The organism is Janthinobacterium sp. 344 (assembly GCF_900112025.1).
In the GTDB taxonomy this organism is placed as follows: Bacteria; Pseudomonadota; Gammaproteobacteria; order Burkholderiales; family Burkholderiaceae_D; genus Janthinobacterium.
The window spans coordinates 407,724-428,338 of the sequence record NZ_FOKL01000004.1 but is presented as its reverse complement, the minus strand read 5'-3'; the positions used below and the strand labels follow the sequence as shown (position 1 = coordinate 428,338).

At 63.4% G+C, this 20,615-nt stretch carries 23 protein-coding genes; 15 read left to right on the top strand and 8 right to left on the bottom strand.

Annotated elements, in window-relative coordinates; translation table 11 throughout:
* Positions 1–157 precede the first annotated feature (157 nt).
* A complete protein-coding gene (locus tag BM193_RS14215; RefSeq protein ID WP_092796760.1) occupies positions 158–622 on the top strand; it encodes a pilin in 465 nt (154 codons plus the stop codon).
* 21 nt (positions 623–643) lie between these two features.
* On the opposite strand, the gene BM193_RS14210 is transcribed toward BM193_RS14215, so the two are convergent.
* Positions 644–1,366 carry a flagellar brake protein gene (locus BM193_RS14210; RefSeq protein WP_092796757.1) on the bottom strand — a complete coding sequence of 241 codons (723 nt, stop codon included), beginning with the start codon at positions 1,364–1,366 and terminating at the stop codon, positions 644–646.
* A 162-nt stretch (positions 1,367–1,528) separates the two neighbouring features.
* Between BM193_RS14210 and BM193_RS14205 the strand changes: the two genes are divergently transcribed.
* A complete protein-coding gene (locus tag BM193_RS14205) occupies positions 1,529–1,909 on the top strand; it encodes a DUF6713 family protein (RefSeq protein WP_092796755.1) in 381 nt (126 codons plus the stop codon).
* Here BM193_RS14205 and moaC read toward each other — a convergent pair whose 3' ends face one another.
* Positions 1,910–2,416, bottom strand: a complete 507-nt coding sequence (gene moaC / locus BM193_RS14200) for a cyclic pyranopterin monophosphate synthase MoaC (protein ID WP_092796753.1) — start codon at positions 2,414–2,416, stop codon at positions 1,910–1,912.
* A gap of 178 nt (positions 2,417–2,594) precedes the next feature.
* Between moaC and BM193_RS14195 the strand changes: the two genes are divergently transcribed.
* Complete coding sequence (locus BM193_RS14195) at positions 2,595–4,208, top strand: M48 family metalloprotease (protein ID WP_254786133.1); 1,614 nt, start codon at positions 2,595–2,597, stop codon at positions 4,206–4,208.
* Positions 4,209–4,211: 3 nt separating this feature from the next.
* Here BM193_RS14195 and BM193_RS14190 read toward each other — a convergent pair whose 3' ends face one another.
* Genes BM193_RS14190 through BM193_RS14175 form a run of 4 tightly spaced genes read right to left on the bottom strand, consistent with a single transcriptional unit; the run spans position 4,212 to position 6,498 of the window.
* On the bottom strand, positions 4,212–4,802 hold the full coding sequence (locus tag BM193_RS14190; RefSeq protein ID WP_092796751.1) for a DUF2946 family protein: 591 nt from the start codon (positions 4,800–4,802) through the stop codon (positions 4,212–4,214).
* Positions 4,795–5,820, bottom strand: coding sequence for a YheT family hydrolase (locus BM193_RS14185; protein ID WP_092796749.1), 1,026 nt, complete (start codon positions 5,818–5,820; stop codon positions 4,795–4,797). The genes BM193_RS14190 and BM193_RS14185 overlap by 8 nt, the downstream gene beginning before the upstream one ends.
* On the bottom strand, positions 5,820–6,245 hold the full coding sequence (locus BM193_RS14180) for a YybH family protein (protein WP_092796747.1): 426 nt from the start codon (positions 6,243–6,245) through the stop codon (positions 5,820–5,822). Before BM193_RS14180 ends, BM193_RS14185 begins: the two co-directional genes overlap by 1 nt.
* Before the next feature lie 58 nt (positions 6,246–6,303).
* Complete coding sequence (locus BM193_RS14175; protein WP_092796745.1) at positions 6,304–6,498, bottom strand: zinc-finger domain-containing protein; 195 nt, start codon at positions 6,496–6,498, stop codon at positions 6,304–6,306.
* 258 nt (positions 6,499–6,756) lie between these two features.
* On the opposite strand from BM193_RS14175, the gene BM193_RS14170 reads away from it, so the two are divergent.
* The 11 genes from BM193_RS14170 to BM193_RS14120 all read left to right on the top strand — a co-directional run bounded on the left by BM193_RS14170 (position 6,757) and on the right by BM193_RS14120 (position 18,038).
* Positions 6,757–7,491: an AzlC family ABC transporter permease gene (locus BM193_RS14170; RefSeq protein ID WP_092796743.1), complete on the top strand. Its 735-nt coding sequence runs from the start codon at positions 6,757–6,759 to the stop codon at positions 7,489–7,491.
* A gap of 1 nt (position 7,492) precedes the next feature.
* Positions 7,493–7,834, top strand: coding sequence for an AzlD domain-containing protein (locus BM193_RS14165; protein ID WP_175533291.1), 342 nt, complete (start codon positions 7,493–7,495; stop codon positions 7,832–7,834).
* Positions 7,835–7,911: 77 nt separating this feature from the next.
* Positions 7,912–9,123 (top strand): phosphoglycerate kinase, encoded by a 1,212-nt coding sequence (locus tag BM193_RS14160; RefSeq protein ID WP_092796739.1) that lies wholly within the window; start codon positions 7,912–7,914, stop codon positions 9,121–9,123.
* Between the two features lie 118 nt (positions 9,124–9,241).
* On the top strand, positions 9,242–10,702 hold the full coding sequence (gene pyk, locus BM193_RS14155; protein ID WP_092796737.1) for a pyruvate kinase: 1,461 nt from the start codon (positions 9,242–9,244) through the stop codon (positions 10,700–10,702).
* Between the two features lie 78 nt (positions 10,703–10,780).
* On the top strand, positions 10,781–11,845 hold the full coding sequence (gene fba / locus BM193_RS14150; RefSeq protein WP_092711814.1) for a class II fructose-bisphosphate aldolase: 1,065 nt from the start codon (positions 10,781–10,783) through the stop codon (positions 11,843–11,845).
* A 104-nt stretch (positions 11,846–11,949) separates the two neighbouring features.
* Complete coding sequence (locus tag BM193_RS14145; protein ID WP_092796734.1) at positions 11,950–12,843, top strand: phosphoribosylaminoimidazolesuccinocarboxamide synthase; 894 nt, start codon at positions 11,950–11,952, stop codon at positions 12,841–12,843.
* A 1-nt stretch (position 12,844) separates the two neighbouring features.
* Entirely contained in the window at positions 12,845–13,345 is a 501-nt protein-coding gene (purE, locus tag BM193_RS14140) for a 5-(carboxyamino)imidazole ribonucleotide mutase (protein ID WP_092796732.1), read from the top strand.
* A 15-nt stretch (positions 13,346–13,360) separates the two neighbouring features.
* Entirely contained in the window at positions 13,361–14,557 is a 1,197-nt protein-coding gene (locus tag BM193_RS14135; protein ID WP_092796730.1) for a 5-(carboxyamino)imidazole ribonucleotide synthase, read from the top strand.
* Positions 14,554–15,594: an L-threonylcarbamoyladenylate synthase gene (locus BM193_RS14130; RefSeq protein ID WP_254786129.1), complete on the top strand. Its 1,041-nt coding sequence runs from the start codon at positions 14,554–14,556 to the stop codon at positions 15,592–15,594. Before BM193_RS14135 ends, BM193_RS14130 begins: the two co-directional genes overlap by 4 nt.
* Positions 15,595–15,836: 242 nt before the next feature.
* Positions 15,837–17,252, top strand: coding sequence for an SGNH/GDSL hydrolase family protein (locus BM193_RS14125; RefSeq protein ID WP_092832393.1), 1,416 nt, complete (start codon positions 15,837–15,839; stop codon positions 17,250–17,252).
* 99 nt (positions 17,253–17,351) lie between these two features.
* Entirely contained in the window at positions 17,352–18,038 is a 687-nt protein-coding gene (locus tag BM193_RS14120) for an OmpW/AlkL family protein (RefSeq protein ID WP_175533281.1), read from the top strand.
* 38 nt (positions 18,039–18,076) lie between these two features.
* On the opposite strand, the gene BM193_RS14115 is transcribed toward BM193_RS14120, so the two are convergent.
* A complete protein-coding gene (locus BM193_RS14115) occupies positions 18,077–18,583 on the bottom strand; it encodes a flavin reductase family protein (protein WP_092796726.1) in 507 nt (168 codons plus the stop codon).
* Positions 18,584–18,793: 210 nt separating this feature from the next.
* Here BM193_RS14115 and msrA point away from each other — a divergent pair, with 210 nt between their 5' ends.
* Positions 18,794–19,327: a peptide-methionine (S)-S-oxide reductase MsrA gene (gene msrA / locus BM193_RS14110; protein ID WP_092796724.1), complete on the top strand. Its 534-nt coding sequence runs from the start codon at positions 18,794–18,796 to the stop codon at positions 19,325–19,327.
* Between the two features lie 34 nt (positions 19,328–19,361).
* On the opposite strand, the gene BM193_RS14105 is transcribed toward msrA, so the two are convergent.
* A complete protein-coding gene (locus BM193_RS14105; RefSeq protein ID WP_092796722.1) occupies positions 19,362–20,603 on the bottom strand; it encodes an SAM-dependent methyltransferase in 1,242 nt (413 codons plus the stop codon).
* Between the last annotated feature and the right edge of the window lie 12 nt (positions 20,604–20,615).

Here is a 20,615-nt window from a genome sequence, read left to right as displayed (position 1 = left end):
GAAATGCGCACTCTGGCGCCGGGAAGCGACACAAGCTGCCTCCAGCGACCGAATCGCGTCCTTTTTCTTGCCTCCTGGACCATCGTAGCCCGTGAAGCGTGCTGGCATGGCGCTTGCACCCTGCATGGCGTGATCAACCGCACCACGGGAGGATGCGATGCGCGGACAGAGCGGATTTACCCTGATAGAACTGATGATCGTCGTGGCCATCGCCGGCATCCTGGCGGCCGTGGCCATTCCCCAGTATGGCGACTACACGATGCGGGCCAAGGTCAGCAACGTGCTGGCGGCCGCGGCGCCGCTGAAGACGGCCGTGGCCCTGTGCGTGCAGGAAAATGGCGGCGAGGCGGCGGCCTGCAGCACGGCCACCGAGAGCGTGCCAAGTTCGATTCCCCTGTTCAGTGCCACGCGCGAAGTGGCGAGCGCCACAGTGGACAAGGGAAATATCCTGCTGACCCTCGCTGCCGACCTGGGCAAGGGGATTGGCGGACAAAGCGTGACGATGACGATGAAGCTGGGCAGCAGCAGTTTGAGCTGGTTCAACAGCACCACCGTGACGAATTTGGCCGCGAAGGAAGCGATTACCAAAAACAACATTCCCGAGGTGGTGGCGACGCAGTGAGCGGCGCCTGCTGCGCCTGTGTCAGACGATTTTTTGCCGGTCCGCGATCAGCGCCTCATAAGTGAGGTTTTGCAGCAGCGTGTAGTGGGTCGGTTCCAGGTCGATGAATTGCACGCCGTACGTATGGATTTCCGCCACGTCGGCGGCATGGCCATTCGATGGCTTGCCGACGCTGACGTTCTGGATGCGGGCGCGCGTATTGACGCGCATCTGGTGCTTGTTCGGCTGTACCAGCAACGTAAAACTGAGCGCCACGCCCGTGTCGTCGGGCGTCAGCATGCACGGCGATTCGATCAGCGCGCCCGACACGCTGAGGTTGACGATGAACACGGGCACGGCCGCCACGTCGCGGTAGCTGAGCTGCGCGGGGATTTCCACTTTCACACGCATGGCGGTGCGCAGGCTGGTGCCCTGGATGGCGTCGGGAAAGCTCAGGTGGACATAATTGAGCGGGCGGCCGAAGATGCGCAGCACGCTGCAGGAAAAGGAACACACGGTGACGCCGGAAAATACGCGGATGGTCAGCTTGTCGCCTTCGTTGAGCACGATGGCGCCGCCATTTTCCATGGGGATCTTGACGATCAAATACTCATCCTTCACATAGCCGATCACGGTCGAGAAATGCTGGATGGGTTTGATGGTGCGGTGCGTGATGAACTGGATGCGCCCCCCCACCTGCAGATTCATGGCGTCGAATTCGAAGTCCTGGAGCTTGGTTTCCGCAGCGGATTTGTTACTTGTCATGCGATGCTCATCTCAATGTCGTCGAATAGCAGTATGCATGAATTCTTGATGAAAAAGCATTTACATCAATAAAATGGCGATTGGCAGTAAAAATTGCAGTGCGGCGCACCGGCGGGCGTTACACGCTTTACAATTGCGGCAAGATTGACGAATGTAAATGTTATGACGCGCAGCTACTTCTGGACCATGTTGTTCCTGATCTTGCATCAAATCGATGCAGCCTATTGGAAAGAATGGGAAATGTTTTATTTGCCGGGCGGCGTGCAGGGCTTCCTGGTCTTCAACCTGGCGGCCATTGCCCTGGTGCTCGTGGGCTACCGGCACGTGCTGCTGGGTACCCAGCGGGCGAAGTTCTATGCGGGCGTGTGCGCCGCGCTGGGCATAGGCACCAGCCTGATCCACGCCGGCTTCGTGCTGGCAGGGCTGGAGCAATTCCACCTGCCCCTGTCGGTGGCCATCATCGTGCTGTGCCTGGCGTGCGCGGTGTGGCTGCTGCGCGACTTGCGCCACGCCCAGGGCCAGTTGGCGCGCCAGGCAGCTTAATTACACCTCGGCGTGCCAGTCGCCCGACTTGCCGCCATGCTTTTCCAGCACGCGCACGTTGGTCATGACCATGCCCCGGTCGATGGCCTTGCACATGTCGTAGATGGTCAGCAGGCCGATCTGCACGGAGGTCAGCGCTTCCATTTCCACGCCCGTCTTGCCCGTCGTATCGACCTGGGCGCGGCAGTGCACGCTGTTGGCGGCTTCGTCGATGTCGAAGTCAACCGTGACGCGCGTGAGCGCCAGCGGGTGGCACAGGGGAATCAGATCGCTGGTGCGCTTGGCGCCCATGATGGCGGCGATGCGGGCGATGCCCAGCACGTCGCCTTTTTTTGCGTTGCCGGAAATGATCAGGGCCAGGGTGGCCGGCTGCATGCGGATGCTGCCGGCGGCCACGGCGCTGCGGCGCGTATCGTCCTTGCTGCCCACATCGACCATATGGGCTTGGCCCGTAGCATCGAAATGGGTCAGTTCCCCGACGGGGGCGTGTTGGTCTGCAGTTGTCATGGCATCAAATCAGGTCAGGATGGAGGGTGCGGCATGCTCGATCCTGCACGCATGTCACAAGCATATCGCATGCCTGTTGCGTGAGAAAGGGCGCCGCTAACAAGGTATGATAGCACCCGTGAATGCAAAAACTTCCCTCCAGAACCCGCCGCCACATGCCACCGCGCCATCATCATTGATGCGCCGGCCATGGCGTGCGCCCGTGCTCGCCGCCTTGTGGCTGGCCGCCCCCTTGGCGCTGGCACAAACCTATACTTCCGCGCCTGCGGCGCCCGCCGCCAGCGCGCCGGCCAAGCCGGCCAGCACCTGGACGCAGCTGCCCGTGCCGCCGGCGCCGAATCTGCCTAACCTGGGCGATACTTCGCGCGAGGATTTGTCGCCCGCGATGGAGCGCAAGATCGGCGAGGAAATCATGCGCGGCATCCGCGGCGACCGCGATTACCTCGACGACGCACCCTTGCTGGAATACCTGAATACCTTTGGCAACGCCCTCGTGGCAGCGCGGCCCAGCGTGCGTGGTGAAACCAATTTTGATTATTTCTTCTTTGCCGTGCGCGATCCGCAATTGAACGCGTTCGCCTTGCCCGGTGGCTTCATCGCCGTGCACTCGGCCTTGCTGCTGGCCGCGCAGACGGAGGCGGAACTGGCGTCCGTGCTGTCGCACGAGATCGGCCACGTGGCGCAGCGCCATATCGCCCGCATGCTGGGCCAGCAGCGCCAGGATGCCCTGATGCCGCTGGCGGCCATGCTGCTGGCGGCGCTGGCGTCGCGCGCGGGCGGCGATGTGGCCATGGGCGTGTTTGCCGCCGGCCAGGGCCTGGCCATCCAGCGCCAGCTCAATTTCGGCCGCGATGCCGAACGCGAGGCGGACCGCATCGGTTTCCAGATCATGGGCGAGGCCGGGTTCGACACCACCGGCATGGTGGCCTTCTTTGGCCGCATGCAGGCGGCCAGCCGTTCGTACAGCGACCTGATGCCCGCCTATTTGCAAACCCATCCGTTGACGACGGAACGCATCGCCGACATCCAGGCGCGCATCCGCGAGCAGCCCTACAAGCAGCGTCCGAACAGCCTGAATTTCCATTTGGCGCGGGCACGTGCCCGCGTGCTGCAGGATGAAAGCGTGCAAGGCTTGCTCAATGCCAAGGCCGTCTTCACGACCCAGCTGGAGCAGCAAAGCCGCTTCCAGGTGACGGCCGCCCACTATGGCCTGGCATTCGTCGCCATCAAGCAGGGCAAGCCGGCCGAGGCGCAGAAAGAATTCGATGCGGCCAATGCCGCGCTGTACCAGCCGGCCGGGCCGAACGTGTTTACCTCGGGCGGCACGCAGGGGCCGAATTCCCTGCTGACGGCCATGTCCCTGGAAGTGCTCTTGATGCCGGCGCAAAAGAAGGAAGTGGCGCAGCAAGCGTTGACGGCGGCCGATTCGGCGCGCCAGCGGTTTCCCCTGTCGCGCGGCATTGCCCGCCAGTATGCGGAAGCGCTGATGGCGGCGGGCAAGCTGGAGCAGGCCGCCCTGTATCTGCGCGACCAGGTGCAGTTGTACAAGGAAGAGCCGGAACTGTATGACTTGCTGGCGAAAGCCTACGCGGACCAGGGCAAGATGACCTTGCAGCACATGGCGCTGGCCGAATCCTATGTATTGCAGGGCGCCACCATGGCCGCGCTGGACCAGTTGACGATCGCCCGCAAATCGACGGACGCCACCTTTTATGACCAAGCCGTGATCGATGCGCGCGAACGCGAGCTGCAGGAAAAGCGCCGCGAGCAGCTGAAGGACCAGAAAAGCTAGCGCTTACTGGCCTGCTGGTGCCGGCTGGAAGCCGAAAGTCGGCGCCACCTTGGCATACGCCAGCGCTTGTACGGCAATTTCCTGGCCGGCATGCGACAGGGTCAGCTGGCCCTGGCCGTCTGCCAGCCAGGCCAGCAAGGCCTCGTCGCTGGCTGCCTGGCCATCAAGGCGCAGCGCGTCCAGCACCTGCGCCATGTCGCGGTCATCCACCTGCGCCACGATATCGCCGTGGCGCAAGATCAAGGCGCCGTTGTCGCACCAATACACCTGCTCCACCTGCGCCAAAGGCGCCCCTGTCTGCAACACAAAACCGTGCCGCGGGTCACTGCGGGCGATATACGGCGTCGCTTCCAGGTTCACATACACGCGTTGCGGGCCGTTCTGGAAAAACCAGCAGCCCCGTTCATCCTGGCCGTAATTGCGGTTGATAAAGTTCAACAGGGCCGCGTGGGCGATCTTGTCGCCCGGCAGTTGCTGTTGCTGCGCCTGCTGGTCGCGCATGCGCCAGTGGCCGCGCGCATCGAGGCCCAGCCAACCGTAGCAGTGCGGTACGTTCGGCCATTTGGCCAGGGCCTGTTTGACGAGATCATCCATGCAAGGCATTTTCCGGGTAAGTGGGTTCAGTACCAGCGTGACAGCTTTGCGGCGCGGATGGCGCCGCGTTGCCGTGTTCAAAAAAAGACAGCAGCCGCTGCGGCAGCCAGGCGAGGCTGCCCGGCAAGGCGCCGCCGGCAAAGCCGACATGGCCGCCGTGGCGCGGATACTCGAGCGTGACGGTCGGCGCCGCGCTGGCCGGCAGGAAGCGCCCGGGCAGGAACGGATCGTTCTGCGCATTGAGCACCAGGGTCGGCACGGTGATGTCGTGCAGGACGTGCTTGGCGCTGGCGCGGTGCCAGTAATCGTCGGCGTCACGGTAGCCATGCAGGGGCGCCGTGACGACATCGTCGAAGGCGTGCAAGTCGCGCGCGGCCAGCATGGCGTCGCGCGCGAACAGGCCGGGAAACTGCTCCAGCTTGGCCAGGCATTTCGGTTTCAAGGTGTTCAGGAACATGCGCGTGTAGAGCCGGTTGGCACCCGTGGACAGGGCCTTGCCCCCTTGCGCCAGGTCCAGCGGGGCGGACACGGCCGCGGCCGCATCGACGATCTCGGCCTGATGCTGCCACTGGCCCAGCCAGCACAGCAGGGCATTGCCGCCCAGCGAGACGCCGGCCGCGTAAAACTTGCCCGTGGCGCGCGGGCGCAACGTGCGCAAGACCCAGTCCACTTCCGGCGCGTCGCCCGAATGGTAAAAGCGCGGCGCCAGGTTGGCTTCGCCCGAGCAGCCGCGAAAGTGCGGCACGGCGCCGGACCAGCCGCGCGCCGCCACCTCGGCCATCAGGGCGCACGCGTAATGGCTGTTCGACGAGCCTTCCAGTCCGTGAAACAGCACCACGAAAGGCTGTCCCGGCTGGCCGTCGACCAGGTCGACGTCGACGAAGTCGCCATCGGGCGCCTGCCAGCGTTCGCGGCGAAACGCCACGGCCGGCTTGCCGAGGCACACGGCCGGATAAATCGTCTGCGCGTGGCCGCCGGGCAGCCACAGCGGGGCGGTGTAGGAAAGAGATAAAGACATCAGTGCAGGATCTGCGCTCCCGCAGCGTCGGCCGGCGCGCCGCCCGGGGCGATGGAGGCGTGGTGCAGCACGATGCGCCAGCCGCGCGGCGTTTTCACATACACATTGGTGGCCAGCAAGTGCGCGGGCGCGCCATCTTCATTGGTGACGCCTTCGATGACCGTGTGCACCGAACTCATTAAATTATGCGTTTCATGCAGCTGCGCCGGCACGATATGCAGGCCGCCGCCCGCCAGGATGGTTTCCCATGAGGTGCGGATGGCCGCGTGGCCGATCAGGCGCGCGCCGCCGGGATGGATGCAGACGATTTCTTCATCGTCGGCCCACAGCGCCATCAGCGCTTCGAGGTCGGCGCGGTGCAGCGCATCGTAGAACGCCGCTTCGACTTCCGCGGCGCTGCCATTGAGTTCCTTCAGACGTTTCATGACGACTCCGGGCTGGTGCAAATAAAAACGGCGCGCTGGGGGCGCGCCGCTGGGCAGTTTAATGGTGGCCGGCGCTGGCGCCTTCCTTCAGGGTATAGGCCGTGCCGCAATAGGGGCACTTGGCGATGCCGTCCTTGTTGAATTCCAGGAACACACGCGGATGCGACGACCACAGCGGCATGGCCGGGTTAGGGCAGTGGGCTGGCAAGTCTTTACCGTCGAGTTCGACCGCTGGCTGGGTGGGTTTTGTCATCTTGTCATGCTCCGTGAGGCTGTATGGAAGGAAGTCGGCTGCTGCCAAAAGCACGATTTTAACGGATTCAGGCAGACAGCAAAAATCGTCGCTAAAATGTCGTCTTGATCATTTGCGGCTGCGGCGCGGTTTTTCGCGGCAACTTGCCAGCCGCAGCGCCACCCTGACTGGATTTGCCTTGCCGGTATCACCGTTGCGGAGCCGTTCTCCGCGCACCATTGTTGTGCAGTTACCACAGTCCGCCTGCGGGAGTCCCGCGTGAACACCGTCGTGGCCTCCAGCGACGATGGCGTACTGAAAGACGCCTGGCGCGCCGGCCTGAAACTGGGCGCGCCCAGCCTGCTGGGCATTGCCGCCTGGGGCATGGTGGTGGGCGTGGCCATGGTGAAAAGCGGCTTGACCGTGGCGCAGGCGGGGGCCATGACCTTGCTGGTCTTTGCCGGTTCGGCCCAGCTGGCCGCCTTGCCCCTGCTGGCCGCGCAGGCGCCCGTGTGGGTCATCTTCGCCACGGCCCTCGTCGTCAATTTGCGCTTTGTCATCTTTTCCGTCCTGCTGGCGCCGCATTTCGCCCACCTGCCGTGGCGCCAGCGTTTTGCGCTCGGGTATGTTTCCGGCGACATCACGGTGGGCCTGTTCCTGCAGCGCTACACGGACGAGACGCCGGACCCGGCCAAGCTGCCCTTCCTCAAGGGCCTGATCTACCCCAACTGGCTGGCCTGGCAAATTGGCTCCTTCATCGGCATCGTGCTGGGCGCCATCGTGCCGGCCGAATGGGGGCTGGGCTTTGCGGGAACGTTGGCGATCCTGTGCGTGACGATACCGCTGATCCAGAGCCGCGCGGCCCTGTGCGGCGTGCTGGTGGCGGGCACGGTGGCCGTGCTGGCGTATGGCTTGCCGTACAAGCTGGGCTTGCTGGTGGCCGTGCTGGTGGGCATGCTGAGCGCCATGGCGGTGGAAGAATTGACGGAAAAGTGGATGAAACGCCATGTTTGACATGATCGACTGGGGCCGGCTTGACGTGTGGATCGCCATCGCCGTGCTGGCGGTGGCCACGGCCGCCACGCGCAGCACCTTCTGGCTGGTCGGCCACCACATCACCATTCCGCGCCGGGTGGGCGAGATGCTGCGCTATGCGCCCGCGTGCGCGCTGGCGGCCATCATCGCGCCCGACATGCTGATGGACGGGCAGCAGGTGCACTTCGAATTGTCGAATTTGAAACTCTTGTCGGGTATTGCCGCCACGATCTTTTTCGTGATGCGCCGCAATATGCTGCAAACCATCGTGTTTGGCATGCTGGTTTTCACGGGCTTGCGACTGTTGCATGTTTTTCAGTAAAGCAGGACAAATCGGCGATTTGGTCTGGTCATTGCGGTAAAATAGCGCACTTCCTTCCACTCGTCATCTGGATCGCCATGTCAGCTGTTCTCAACTTCATCCGTCTGCAAGATTTGATCGCCCAAAATGCACTGCAAGGCAAGCGCGTATTTATCCGCGCCGACCTGAACGTCCCGCAAGATGACAGTGGCAAGATTACCGAAGACACGCGCATCCGCGCCTCGGTGCCGGCCATCCGCGCCGCCCTCGATGCGGGCGCCGCCGTCATGGTGACGTCGCACCTGGGCCGTCCGACGGAAGGCGAGTTCAAGCCGGCCGACAGCCTGGCGCCCGTGGCCGCCCGTTTGTCCGAGCTGCTGGGCCAGGACGTGGCATTGAAGCAAGATTGGGTCGATGGCGCCGGCCTGGAATCGCTGGCCGCCGGCCAAGTGGTCTTGCTGGAAAACGTGCGCGTGAACAAGGGCGAAAAGAAAAACAGCGATGAGCTGGCGCAAAAAATGGCCAAATTGTGCGATATCTACGTCAATGACGCGTTTGGCACGGCCCACCGCGCCGAGGCGTCCACGCACGGCATCGCCAAGTTCGCGCCCGTCGCCTGCGCCGGCCCGCTGCTGGCCGCCGAACTCGACGCGCTGGGCAAGGCGCTGCACGCCCCGGCCCGTCCTTTGCTGGCCATCGTTGCTGGTTCGAAAGTGTCGAGCAAGCTGACCATCCTGAAAGCCCTGTCCGACAAGGTCGATAACCTGATCGTCGGCGGCGGCATCGCCAACACCTTCATGAAGGCCGTCGGCTTGAACGTCGGCAAGTCGCTGGTGGAAGCGGAACTCGTCGATGAAGCGAAAGCCATCATCGAGATCATGGCCCAGCGCGGCGCGCAAGTGCCGATTCCCGTCGATGTCGTGTGCGCCAAGGAATTCTCGCCAACGGCCGCCGCCACCGTCAAGGACGTGGCCGACGTGGCGGACGACGACATGATCCTCGATATCGGCCCGAAAACGGCAGCCTTGCTGGCGCAGCAGATCGCCGCCGCCGGTACCATCGTCTGGAACGGCCCCGTCGGCGTATTCGAATTCGACCAGTTCGGCAACGGCACCAAGACCCTGGCCCTGGCGATTGCCGAATCGAAAGCCTTCTCGATCGCCGGCGGTGGCGACACCCTGGCGGCGATTGCAAAATACGACATTACCGATAAAATCAGCTATATCTCGACGGGCGGCGGCGCTTTCCTGGAATTCCTGGAAGGCAAGACTTTGCCAGCGGTCGAAATCCTCATGCAGCGCGCCGCCTGAGGCGCAGCAGTTAGCAGTTCAGTACCAAGCGCAGCCTGACCGCTGCGCTTTTACCTTGCCGGGCGGCGCAGCCGCCAGGTCTTGCTCAGCTAGCGTCTTGTTGGCGCAAAGGAATCCTATGCCACGTGGTACAAAAATCGTAGCAACAATCGGCCCCGCCTCGACCGACCTCGATATCCTGGTCAAGATGATACGTGCGGGCGTCGACGTGGTGCGCTTGAATTTTTCCCATGGCAAGGCACAAGACCATATCGACCGCGCGGCGCTGGTGCGCCTGGCCGCGCTCGAATGCGGCCGCGAAGTGGCCATCATGGCCGACATGCAAGGGCCGAAGATTCGTGTCGGCAAGTTTGAAAATACCCGCATCCAGCTCGAGGCGGGCGACAAGTTCATCCTCGACGCCAAGTGGGGAGAAAACGGCGAACTGGGCAACCAGGAAAGAGTCGGCCTCGACTACAAGGCCCTGCCGCGCGACTTGCACAAGCACGACGTGCTGCTGCTCAACGATGGCCTCATCGTGCTGATCGTCGAGCGCATCCACGGCAGCGAAATCCACACCACCGTCAAGATTGGCGGCGAGTTGTCGAACAACAAGGGCATCAACCGCCAGGGCGGCGGCCTGTCCGCGCCGGCCCTGACGGCGAAGGATATGGAAGATATCAAGACGGCCATGAGTTTCCAGGCCGACTATCTGGCTATTTCCTTCCCGAAATGCGCGACCGACATGGAAATGGCGCGCCAGCTGGCCAATATCGCCGGCGAGCCGTATCACCACAAGCCGATGATGATCGCCAAGATCGAACGCGCGGAAGCCATTCCCGCGCTGCAGGAAATCCTCGACGCCTCCGACGGCATCATGGTGGCGCGTGGCGACCTGGCCGTCGAGGTGGGCAACGCGGCCGTGCCGGCCTTGCAAAAACGCATGATCAAGATGGCGCGCGCGTCGAACAAGCTGGCGATCACGGCCACGCAGATGATGGAATCGATGATCGTCAACGCCGTGCCGACGCGCGCCGAAGTGTCTGACGTGGCCAACGCCGTGCTCGACGGCACGGATGCCGTCATGACGTCGGCCGAGACGGCCTCGGGCAAGTACCCGATCGAAACGGTGGAAATGATGGCCGCCATCTGCGTCGAGGCGGAACAGTCCGAATACAACAAGCTCGACGCCGACTTCCTCAACGTCACGTTTACCCGCATCGACCAGTCGATCGCGTATGGCGCATTGTTTACCGCCCATCACCTGCGCGTGAAAGCCATCGTGGCGCTGACGGAATCGGGCTCCACCGCCTTGTGGATGAGTCGCCACAGCATCGACACGCCGATCTACGCGCTCACGCCGAGCGTGACGACGTTGCGCAAAGCGGCGCTGTACCGCAATGTGCGGGCGTATCATCTGATGCAGAACGCGCCCAGCGCGCACGTGCTGAAGCAGGCGGAAGACTTGCTGGTGGAACAGGGCATCGTCAAAAAGGGCGACATGATCGTCGTTACCTGGGGCGAGCCGATGGGCCAGGTGGGCGGCACCAACGCGCTCAAGATTGTGAAGGTAGGCGACCTCGATGCCGTGCTGATTTGAGGTAAAGAATTCAGGTGCCGCCGCGGTCATGAACCGCGAAGCGCCGCAACGGTTTCTATTGTTATCTGGAGTATTACCATGTCTCTCGTATCCATGCGTCAACTGCTGGACCACGCCGCCGAAAACGGTTATGGCATTCCTGCTTTCAACGTCAACAACCTGGAGCAAGTGCAGGCCATCATGGCCGCCGCCGATGCGCTCAACAGCCCGGTGATCATGCAGGCGTCGGCCGGCGCGCGCAAGTACGCCGGTGAAGCGTTCCTGCGCCACCTGATCGACGCGGCCGTCGAAGCGTACCCGCACATTCCCGTCGTCATGCACCAGGATCACGGCCAGTCGCCGGCCGTCTGCATGGCCGCCATCCGCTCGGGTTTCACGTCCGTGATGATGGACGGTTCGCTGGAAGCGGACGGCAAGTCGGTTGCCTCCTACGAATACAACGTGGAAGTGTCGCGCGAAGTGGTGAAATTCTCGCACGCCATCGGCGTGACGGTGGAAGCGGAACTGGGCGTGCTCGGTTCGCTGGAAACCATGAAGGGCGACAAGGAAGACGGCCACGGCGCCGACGGCACCATGACCCGCGAGCAACTGCTGACGGACGTGGCGCAAGCGGCCGATTTCGTGCAGCGCACCCAGTGCGACGCCCTGGCGATCGCCATCGGCACCTCGCACGGCGCGTATAAATTCACGCGCAAGCCGACGGGCGACATCCTGGCCATCGACCGCATCAAGGAAATCCACGCGCGCATCCCGAATACCCACCTGGTGATGCACGGCTCGTCGTCGGTGCCACAGGAATTGCTGGCCATCATCCGCGAATTCGGCGGCGACATGAAGGAAACCTACGGCGTGCCGGTCGAGGAAATCCAGGAAGGCATCCGTCACGGCGTGCGCAAGATCAACATCGACACGGACATCCGCCTGGCGATGACGGCCGCGATCCGCAAGTACCTGTTTGAAAATCCATCGAAATTCGACCCGCGCGACTACCTGAAGCCCGCCCGCCTGGCTGCGGAACAAATCGTGCGCGCGCGCATGCAGGCTTTCGGCTGCGAAGGCCAGGCGTCGAAAATCAAGGCCATGCCACTGGAAAAAATGGCCGAGCGCTACAAGGCCGGCGAGCTGGCGCAGATTGTGAAGTAAAATTCTGTCTGGAACGGGCCGGAGGCTTCCCTCCGTGCCCGATTTTCTCGACCGGCAGGCGCCCCCTGCCTGCCGGTTTCGTTTCATCCAACTATTCCCCCGCTATGAACAGCCTCTATCAGACTTCCATCCATTCCCTGCCACTGCTGGGCCACGGCAAGGTCCGCGACAATTACGCCGTTGGCGACGACAAGATCCTGATCGTCACCACGGACCGCCTGTCGGCCTTCGATGTCGTCATGAACGAGCCTATCCCCGGCAAGGGCAAGGTCCTCAATCAGATGAGCGATTTCTGGTTCGAGAAACTGGGCCACATCGTGCCGAATCACTTGACGGGCGTGGCGCCGGAATCCGTGGTGGCGCCGGAGGAAGTGGAGCAGGTGCAAGGCCGCGCGGTGGTGGCCAAGCGCCTGAAGCCGATCATGGTCGAGGCGGTCGTGCGCGGCTACATCATCGGTTCGGGCTGGAAAGATTACCAGGACACGGGCAGCATCTGCGGCATCAAGCTGCCAGCGGGCCTGCAGCAGGCGGAAAAATTGCCGGAGCCGATCTTCACCCCGGCCGCCAAGGCCGAACTGGGCGAGCATGATGAAAACATCAGCTTTGCCGAAATGGAACAGCGTATCGGCGCGGACCTGGCCGCCAAGATGCGCGACGTCGCCATCGCCCTGTACAAGACGGCCGCCGAATACGCGGCCACGCGCGGCATCATCATCGCGGACACCAAATTTGAATTCGGCCTGGACGACAATGGCGTCATGCACCTGATGGATGAAGTGCTGACGGCCGACTCGTCGCGCTTCTGGCCTGCCGATTCCTACCAGCCAGGCATTTCGCCGCCGTCGTTCGACAAGCAATTCGTGCGTGACTACCTGGAGACCTTGACCTGGGGCAAAACCGCGCCAGCGCCTGCGCTGCCGGCCGACGTCATCGCCAAAACCCAGGCCAAGTATTTCGAAGCCATCGAACGCCTGACGGGCGAGAAGCTGAAGGCATAAGATGACCGCGCAAAACAAGCCATTGGTTGGCGTCATCATGGGGTCGTCCTCGGACTGGGACGTGATGCAGAACGCGGTTGCCATCCTGAAACAGTTTGGCGTGCCGTTCGAGGCGCAAGTCATTTCCGCGCACCGCATGCCCGACGAGATGTATGCGTATGCGAAAAGCGCGCGCGCGCGCGGTTTGCGCGCCATCATCGCCGGCGCCGGCGGCGCGGCCCACCTGCCTGGCATGGTGGCGGCGATGACCATCGTGCCCGTGCTGGGCGTGCCCGTGCCATCCAAATACCTGCGCGGCGAAGATTCCATGCTGTCCATCCTGCAAATGCCCAAGGGCGTGCCGGTGGCCACCTTCGCCATCGGTGAAGCGGGCGCGGCAAATGCGGCGCTGACGGCGGTGGCCATGCTGGCCGCCAATGACGATGCCCTGGCCGAACAGCTCGAAACGTTCCGCCTCACGCAGACCGCCGCCGCCCAGGCGATGGTCTTGCCGCTAGACTAATGTGTTTGAAAAATAATGAATAGTAAATTGACTTCCCCATTGCTGCCCGCCGCCCATCCCGCGGCATGGCTGGGCGTGATGGGCGGCGGCCAGCTGGGCCGCATGTTTGCCCAGGCCGCGCAAGGCATGGGCTACCAGGTGGCTGTGCTGGAACCATCGGACGCCTGCCCTGCGGGGCAGGTGGCGCAGCGCCTGATCAACGCCGGCTATGACGACGAGGCTGGCCTCGACGCGCTGGCCGCGCAGTGCCTGGCCGTGACGACGGAATTCGAGAACGTGCCGGCCGACAGCCTGTCGCGCCTGGCCGAACGCGTGTTTGTCGCGCCCAACGCGCACGGCGTGTCGGTGGCGCAAGACCGCATCGCGGAAAAGCGGTTCTTTGTCGACTGCGCCGCCAAGTCCGGCGTGCTGCCGGCGCCGCACATGGTGATCGCCACGCAGCAGGACATCGACAGCATCGCCGACGACTTGCTGCCAGGCATCCTGAAAACCGTGCGCATGGGCTATGACGGCAAGGGCCAGTACCGCGTGCGCACGCGCGACGACGTGCGCGCCGCGTTCGCGGAAATGGGCGAGGTAACTTGCCTGCTGGAAAAGATGCTGCCGCTGGCGTATGAAGTGTCCGTGCTGACGGCGCGCGGCGTGGACGGCGCATCGGTCGTGTATCCGATCGCCGAAAACGTGCACCGCGACGGCGTGCTGTTTACCACCACGGTGCCGGGCCCGAACGTGTCCGACGACAGCGCCGCGAAGGCGCAGCGGGCGGCGCAGGCCATGGTCGCTGAACTCGGCTATGTCGGCGTGCTGTGCATCGAATTTTTCGTGCTGGAAGATGGCAGCCTGGTGGTCAATGAAATGGCGCCGCGTCCGCACAACAGCGGCCACTACACGATGGATGCCTGCGTCACCAGCCAGTTCGCGCAGCAGGTGCGGGCCATGGCGCGCTTGCCATTGGGCGACGTGCGCCAGCATTCGCCGGCCGTGATGCTCAACCTCCTCGGCGACGCCTGGTTTGCCGACGGCAGCGATGTCGCCAGCGAGCCGGCCTGGGACCGGGTGCTGGCGCTGCCGGGCGCCTGCCTGCACCTGTACGGCAAGGATGACCCGCGCCGGGGCCGCAAGATGGGCCATCTGACGTTCATCGCCGCCACCTTGCCGCAGGCGCAGCAGCGCCTGCGCGACGCTTGCCTGATCCTGGGAATCGCACCGTGAGTCCGACGCAAGACAAGCTGGACCTGGACTCGGCCGCCATCGCGGCGGCGGCCGCCGTGCTGGCAGCGGGCGGCCTCGTCGCTTTTCCCACGGAAACGGTGTATGGCCTGGGCGCCGATGCGGAAAACCCGGCCGCCGTGGCGCGCATCTATGAAGCCAAGGGCCGCCCGTCCGACCATCCCGTGATCGTGCACGTGGCGCCCGGCGCCGACCTGGCGCACTGGTCCGACGACATTCCCATCGAAGCGGAGCAGCTGGTGGCCGCCTTCTGGCCCGGCCCGCTGACCCTGATCGTCAGGCGCGCCGCGCACATTCCCGACGCCGTCTCCGGCGGCCAGGACACGGTCGGCCTGCGCTGCCCGTCGCATCCGGTGGCTATCGAATTGCTACGCACCTTCAAGGGCGGCAAGGGAGGACTGGCGGCGCCGTCGGCGAATAAATTCGGCAATGTCAGCCCCACCACGGCGCAGCACGTGCGCGACGAGTTCGAGGCGGAACTGGCAAGCGGCTTGCTGGGCGCCGTGCTCGATGGCGGCCAGAGCGCTGTCGGCATCGAATCGACCATTGTCGACTTGTCGCGTCTGGCCACGCACGGTCCCGTGCTGTTGCGTCCAGGCCATATCAGCAGTGCGCAAATCGCCGCCGTGATCGGCCGCGCGCCGGCGGTGGCCGATGCGGCCGCGCCACGCGCCTCGGGCACGCTGGAATCGCATTACGCGCCACACACGCCTGTTGCGATGCAGCACAGCGATGCACTGGGCGAGACCCTGAACCGTTTGCTCAATGACGGGCGTCGCGTGGCCCTGATCCATTATTCGGACATGCCAGCGGCCAGCGCCAGCGTGCGCCTGGCCGCCGTGCCGGAAAACTACGCCCATGCGCTGTATGCCTCGCTGCGGACGATGGACCAGGTGGGCGCCGAACTGATCCTCGTCGAAGCGCCGCCCACCGGCCCCGAGTGGCTGGGCATCAATGACCGTTTGCGGCGCGCCGCGTTCGGCTCAAGTGGTATCTTGCAACAATTTCTATCCGCCTGAAAAAAGCCCCGCAAGGGGCTTTTTCTTGATGCAGCGCAATAGAGATGCTTGCCACGAAACATCTTAAATCCCCCATAATTGATTCGATCGCCCTGTCGTGACGGGGCGCTGGCGGTGTTGTTATTTAGTTGATTTTTAAAGCATATTTTCTATACAAGCCCAAGGAACGATGGCATATTAGTTGGGTAGCGAATAGCACGCCCGTTCGTTTAGAAACCAAAAAAGAGACTCGAGGAGACAAAATGCATCAAACAAAATTCGCGCTGGCCGTGCTGGCGGCGGCTGTCCTGGCCGGTTGCGGCGGCTCCAGCGGCGGTGGTCAAACCTTTAAAGTCAAATATACGGCGCAGGTGTCGTTCGGCGACAGCCTGTCCGACGTGGGTTCGTATGCCGTCGGCACCGTGCTGGCCAAGGGCGGCGGCAAATTCACCATCAATGGCGACAATACCAAGATCAATCCTGAATTGACGGGCAAGAACTGGACCGAGCACATGGCCGCCCAATTCAGCCTGCCAGTGCCGTGCGCCGCCGAGACCGGCCTGGAAGGCAATGCCGCGCAAGGACTGGAGGTTCCCCGCGTCAAGCATGCCGGCTGCTTCGGCTACGCCATGGGCGGTTCGCGCGTGACCAATCCGGTCGGCCCGAACAATAAATTGACGGGCAGCGCGCTGGGCGCCCTGACCGTGCCGGTGGTGACGCAGATCGCCAATCACCTGGCCGTGTCCGGCGGCAAGTTCAGCGGCACGGAAGCCGTGTTCGTGATGGCCGGCGGCAATGACGTGCTGTACCAGCTGGGCGCCTTGCAGGCCGGCGCGACGGCGGCGGGCCAGGCGGCCGGCGCGAAAGCGGGCGCCGATGCCGGCGCGAAAGCCTTTGCCACCAACCTGGTGGCGGCCTTCGCGGCCCGCGCGGCCAATCCTGCGACGGCGGCGCAAGCCATCGGCGCGGCCGTGGCTACCGCCAGTGCGGCGCCGGGCGCCACCTCCGCATCGATCGTGGGTGCTGCCGTGACCGCTGCTGCCACGGCCGGCGATACGGCGTTAGCCTCACCAGCCGTGTATGGCCCGCTGGTGACCAAGGCGCAAGCCGACGCGACCGTCACGGGTAACGCCGCTGGCGCCGCTGCCGGCGCCAAGGCTGGTGCGGATTACGCCGCGGCCCAGGGCCCGACGCTGGTGGCCTCCATGAAACAGGCCGGCACCGAACTGGTGGCGCTGGTCAAGGATCAGATCATCGCCAAAGGCGCCAACTACGTGGTGGTCAACAATCTGCCGGACGTGGCCGGTACGCCATCGGGCCTGAGCAAGGATGCGAATACCAAGGCGCTCATCAACGCCATGGTCAGCGCCTTCAACGGTGAGCTGAGCGCCGGCTTGAACGGTAACGCGAAAGTCTTGCTGGTCGACGTGTTTGCCGTCAGCCATGACCAGGGCGTCAATCCTGGTCCATATGGCTTGACCAACGTCAGCGAGACGGCGTGCGACCTGACTGCCCCGGGCAATATCCTGGGCAGCTCGCTGGTGTGCAACGGCTCGAACCTGAAAGCGGGCGACGTCAGCCACTATGCGTATGCCGACGATGTGCATCCGACGCCGTTCAACAACCTGCTGCTGGCCCGCTATGTGGCCAAGGAAATGGTCGTGCGCGGCTGGCTGTAAGGGATGGCCGCACCGGCTGCGCCTGCGGGGCGCGGCCGGTGCCGGCAGCGACAAGACTCGATAGCGGAACACTCCGCACATAATGAATCAGGAGACTATATGAAGAATCGTTTGAATACCGCTGTGCGCTTGCTGGCCGCCGCCGCCGCGCTGGCCGTGGCGACGGGCGCATCGGCGCAAAGTGCAGGCACCTGGATGGCCAAGGTCGGCGTCAACAAGATCACGCCGCATGTGGATAGCGGCGACGTGTCGGCGCCGGCCTTGCCGGGCACGAAAGCCGACGTCAAGTCCGATACCAAGCCCATCCTGACTTTTGCCTACATGATCACGGACAATATTTCCGCTGAAATGATCCTGGGCGTGCCCTACAAGCATGAGCTGGTTGGTGACGGCGCCATCAAGGGTACGGGCAAGCTGGGCACGGCGGAAGCCTTGCCGCCGACGGCCTTTATTCAATACCGCTTCTTCCAGCCTGCCGCGAAGATCCGTCCCTACGTGGGCGCGGGCCTGACGTATGCTTATTTCCAGAAAGAAAAGGGTTCAGGCCAGCTGACGGCCTTGCTGGATCCGGGTGGCAGCCCTGTCACCTACCGCATGGACAACAAGCTGGCAGGCAGCCTGGTGATCGGCAGTACCCTGGCCATCAATGAACGCTGGTTTGCCGACGTGGCCGTGGTCAAGACTTTCCTGAAAACCAAGGCGAAATTCTCGACGGGGCAGACGCAGGACATCAAGCTCGACCCGCTGGCCGTGAGTGTCAGCATCGGCTACAACTTCACCCTGTAATGCAAAAAAATCCGCTTCGGCGGATTTTTTTTGCCCGTTCAGGCTGGCGGCGTATTGAACTGGCCGTTATGGTAAATCAAGGGGGGCTGCGCGGCAAACGCGCATTGTTCCACTTCCCCCACGAAAATGACGTGGTCGCCTTCAGGGTAGCGGCTGCGGTTATGGCATTCGAACCAGGCCGATGCACCCTTCAGGATGGGCTGGCCCGTGCGCGACAGTTCGTACTCGACCCCCTCGAACGGGTTCGGCGTGCGGCGTGAAAAGCGCTGCGCCAGCTCTGCCTGATCGGCGCCCAGGACATTGATGACGTAATGCGAATTGCCGCTGAAAATGGGCATGCTGTTGGCCAGCGATCCCAGGCTCCACAGCACCAGCGGCGGCGACAGCGAAACGGAATTGAAGGAACTGGCCGTGAGGCCGCGGAAACTGCCGTCCGCCAGGCGCGTGGTAATCACCGTCACGCCCGTGGCAAACTGCGACAGTGCTTGGCGGAAATGTGTCGTATCGAATTCTTGCGCTGGCGCGCGGGGAGAGCGTGTGTTCATGGGAGGCCTGTGTATTTGCTGCCATTATGCCAAAAATCGGCCATGCCAGCGCGATCCTGACCGGCATGCGCTTATGTGCGGTGTCCCACGCGCCGTTTCAAGCGGCACTGCAAGCGCTGGCGCTTTGCGCTACAGTGATGTCGGAGGCACGCATCTTCTGTTTTTCAAGGCCGGCAGCGGCCCCGGATTGGCGACACGCGGGAGGACATCATGACTGGACAGACGGACGTTGCGGTACTGGGGGGCGGGTGCTTTTGGTGCCTGGAAGCCGTGTACCAGGAAGCACGCGGCGTGACGCGCGTCGAGGCTGGCTACACGGGCGGCACCGTGCCGCATCCCACGTATGAGCAGGTATGCACGGGTGAAACGGGCCACGCGGAAGTGGTGCGCCTGGAATTCGATCCGGCCATCATCAGTTATCACGACTTGCTGGAAATATTCTTCACGATCCACGATCCCACCACCCTGAACCGGCAGGGCAACGATGTCGGCACGCAATATCGTTCCGTCATTTACTACCAGTCGGCCCAGCAGGAAACGGTGGCGCGCAAGGTGCTCGCCGAGATGGCCGGCGTGTGGGATGCGCCCATCGTCACGCAACTGGCGCCGGCGCAGCCCTATTACCCGGCCGAGGAATACCACCAGCACTACGTCGAACAGCATCCGCTGCAGGGCTATTGCGCCTGCGTCGTCGCGCCCAAGGTGGAGAAATTCCGCGCCATGTATGCGCACCGCGTGAAGTGACACGCCCGGCGGTGTGCCGGGCGCCTGCAACTGTTCAAGCCGGCAGCACCGGCGCTGGTGCCGGGTTCACGCTGTTCTCATACATGTAGTTGCGCGACCATGGCAGGGTGGACGAGCGCCGCCCCGCCTTCACGCAGACGATCTGGTACAGGCTGATCAAATCCTGTTCGAAGGCGTAGGCGCAGCCGGCCAGGTAGACGTGCCAGATGCGGAAGCGCCGCTCGCCCGCCAGCGGACGGATCTGCTCGGCGTTGGTTTCGAAGTTTTCCGTCCACAGGGCGCACGTGCGCGCATAGTGGCGGCGCAGGTTTTCCACGTCCAGCACTTCCAGCCCCCCTTGCTGCATGGTTTTCAATACATTGCCGATGTGTGCCAGTTCGCCGTGCGGAAACACGTATTTTTCGATGAATTCGCCGCCGCCATACGGCGTTTCGCCATTGTCCGGGTCGGTGGAGGTGATGCCGTGGTTCATGGCCATGCCGTCCGGCGCCAGCAGTTTGTTGATGATGCCGAAATACGCGGGTAAATGTTTCAGGCCCACATGTTCGAACATGCCCACGCTGGTGATACGGTCGAACTGGCCCGTGACGTCGCGGTAGTCCTGCAGGCGGATCTCGATCAGGTGTTCCAGGCCGGCGGCGGCCACGCGCTCGCGCGCCAGCGCATACTGGTTTTCCGACAGGGTCACGCCCACGCAGCGGGCGCCGTATTGCTGCGCCGCACGGATGACCAGCGCGCCCCAGCCGCAGCCGATGTCGAGCAGGGTCTGGCCTGGCTGCAACTGGATTTTCTTCAGGATATGGTCGATCTTCTTGACTTGCGCCTGCGCCAGTGTTTCATCGCCATGTTCAAAATAGGCGCAGGAATAGACGAGGGCGGGGTCGAGGAATTGTTCGTAGAACGCATTCGACACATCGTAGTGATAGCGGATGGCTTCGGCGTCCTTGCTCTTGTCGTGCGTAAAGCTGCGCACGATGCGGGCCAGCTTGCCTTCCGGCTTGAGCGTGCTGCGCGCGAGCGCGTTGCAGATGGCGATCATGTCCATCGCCTTGCCCTTGACCTCGATATTGCCCTCCACATAGGCCGAACCCAGATTGGCCAGCGACGGGTTCAGCAGGTAGCGGGCCGCGGCGGCGGTCGGCAGGCGGATGGTGACTCTGGGCGCTTCGCTGGACAGGTCAACCTGCTGGCCGTTCCACAATTCTATGCGCAGCGGCAAGGCGGTCTTGCTGCGGATACCGGCAATCCAGGACTTGAGTTGGTTTTGTACAAACAAAATGGCCTCCAA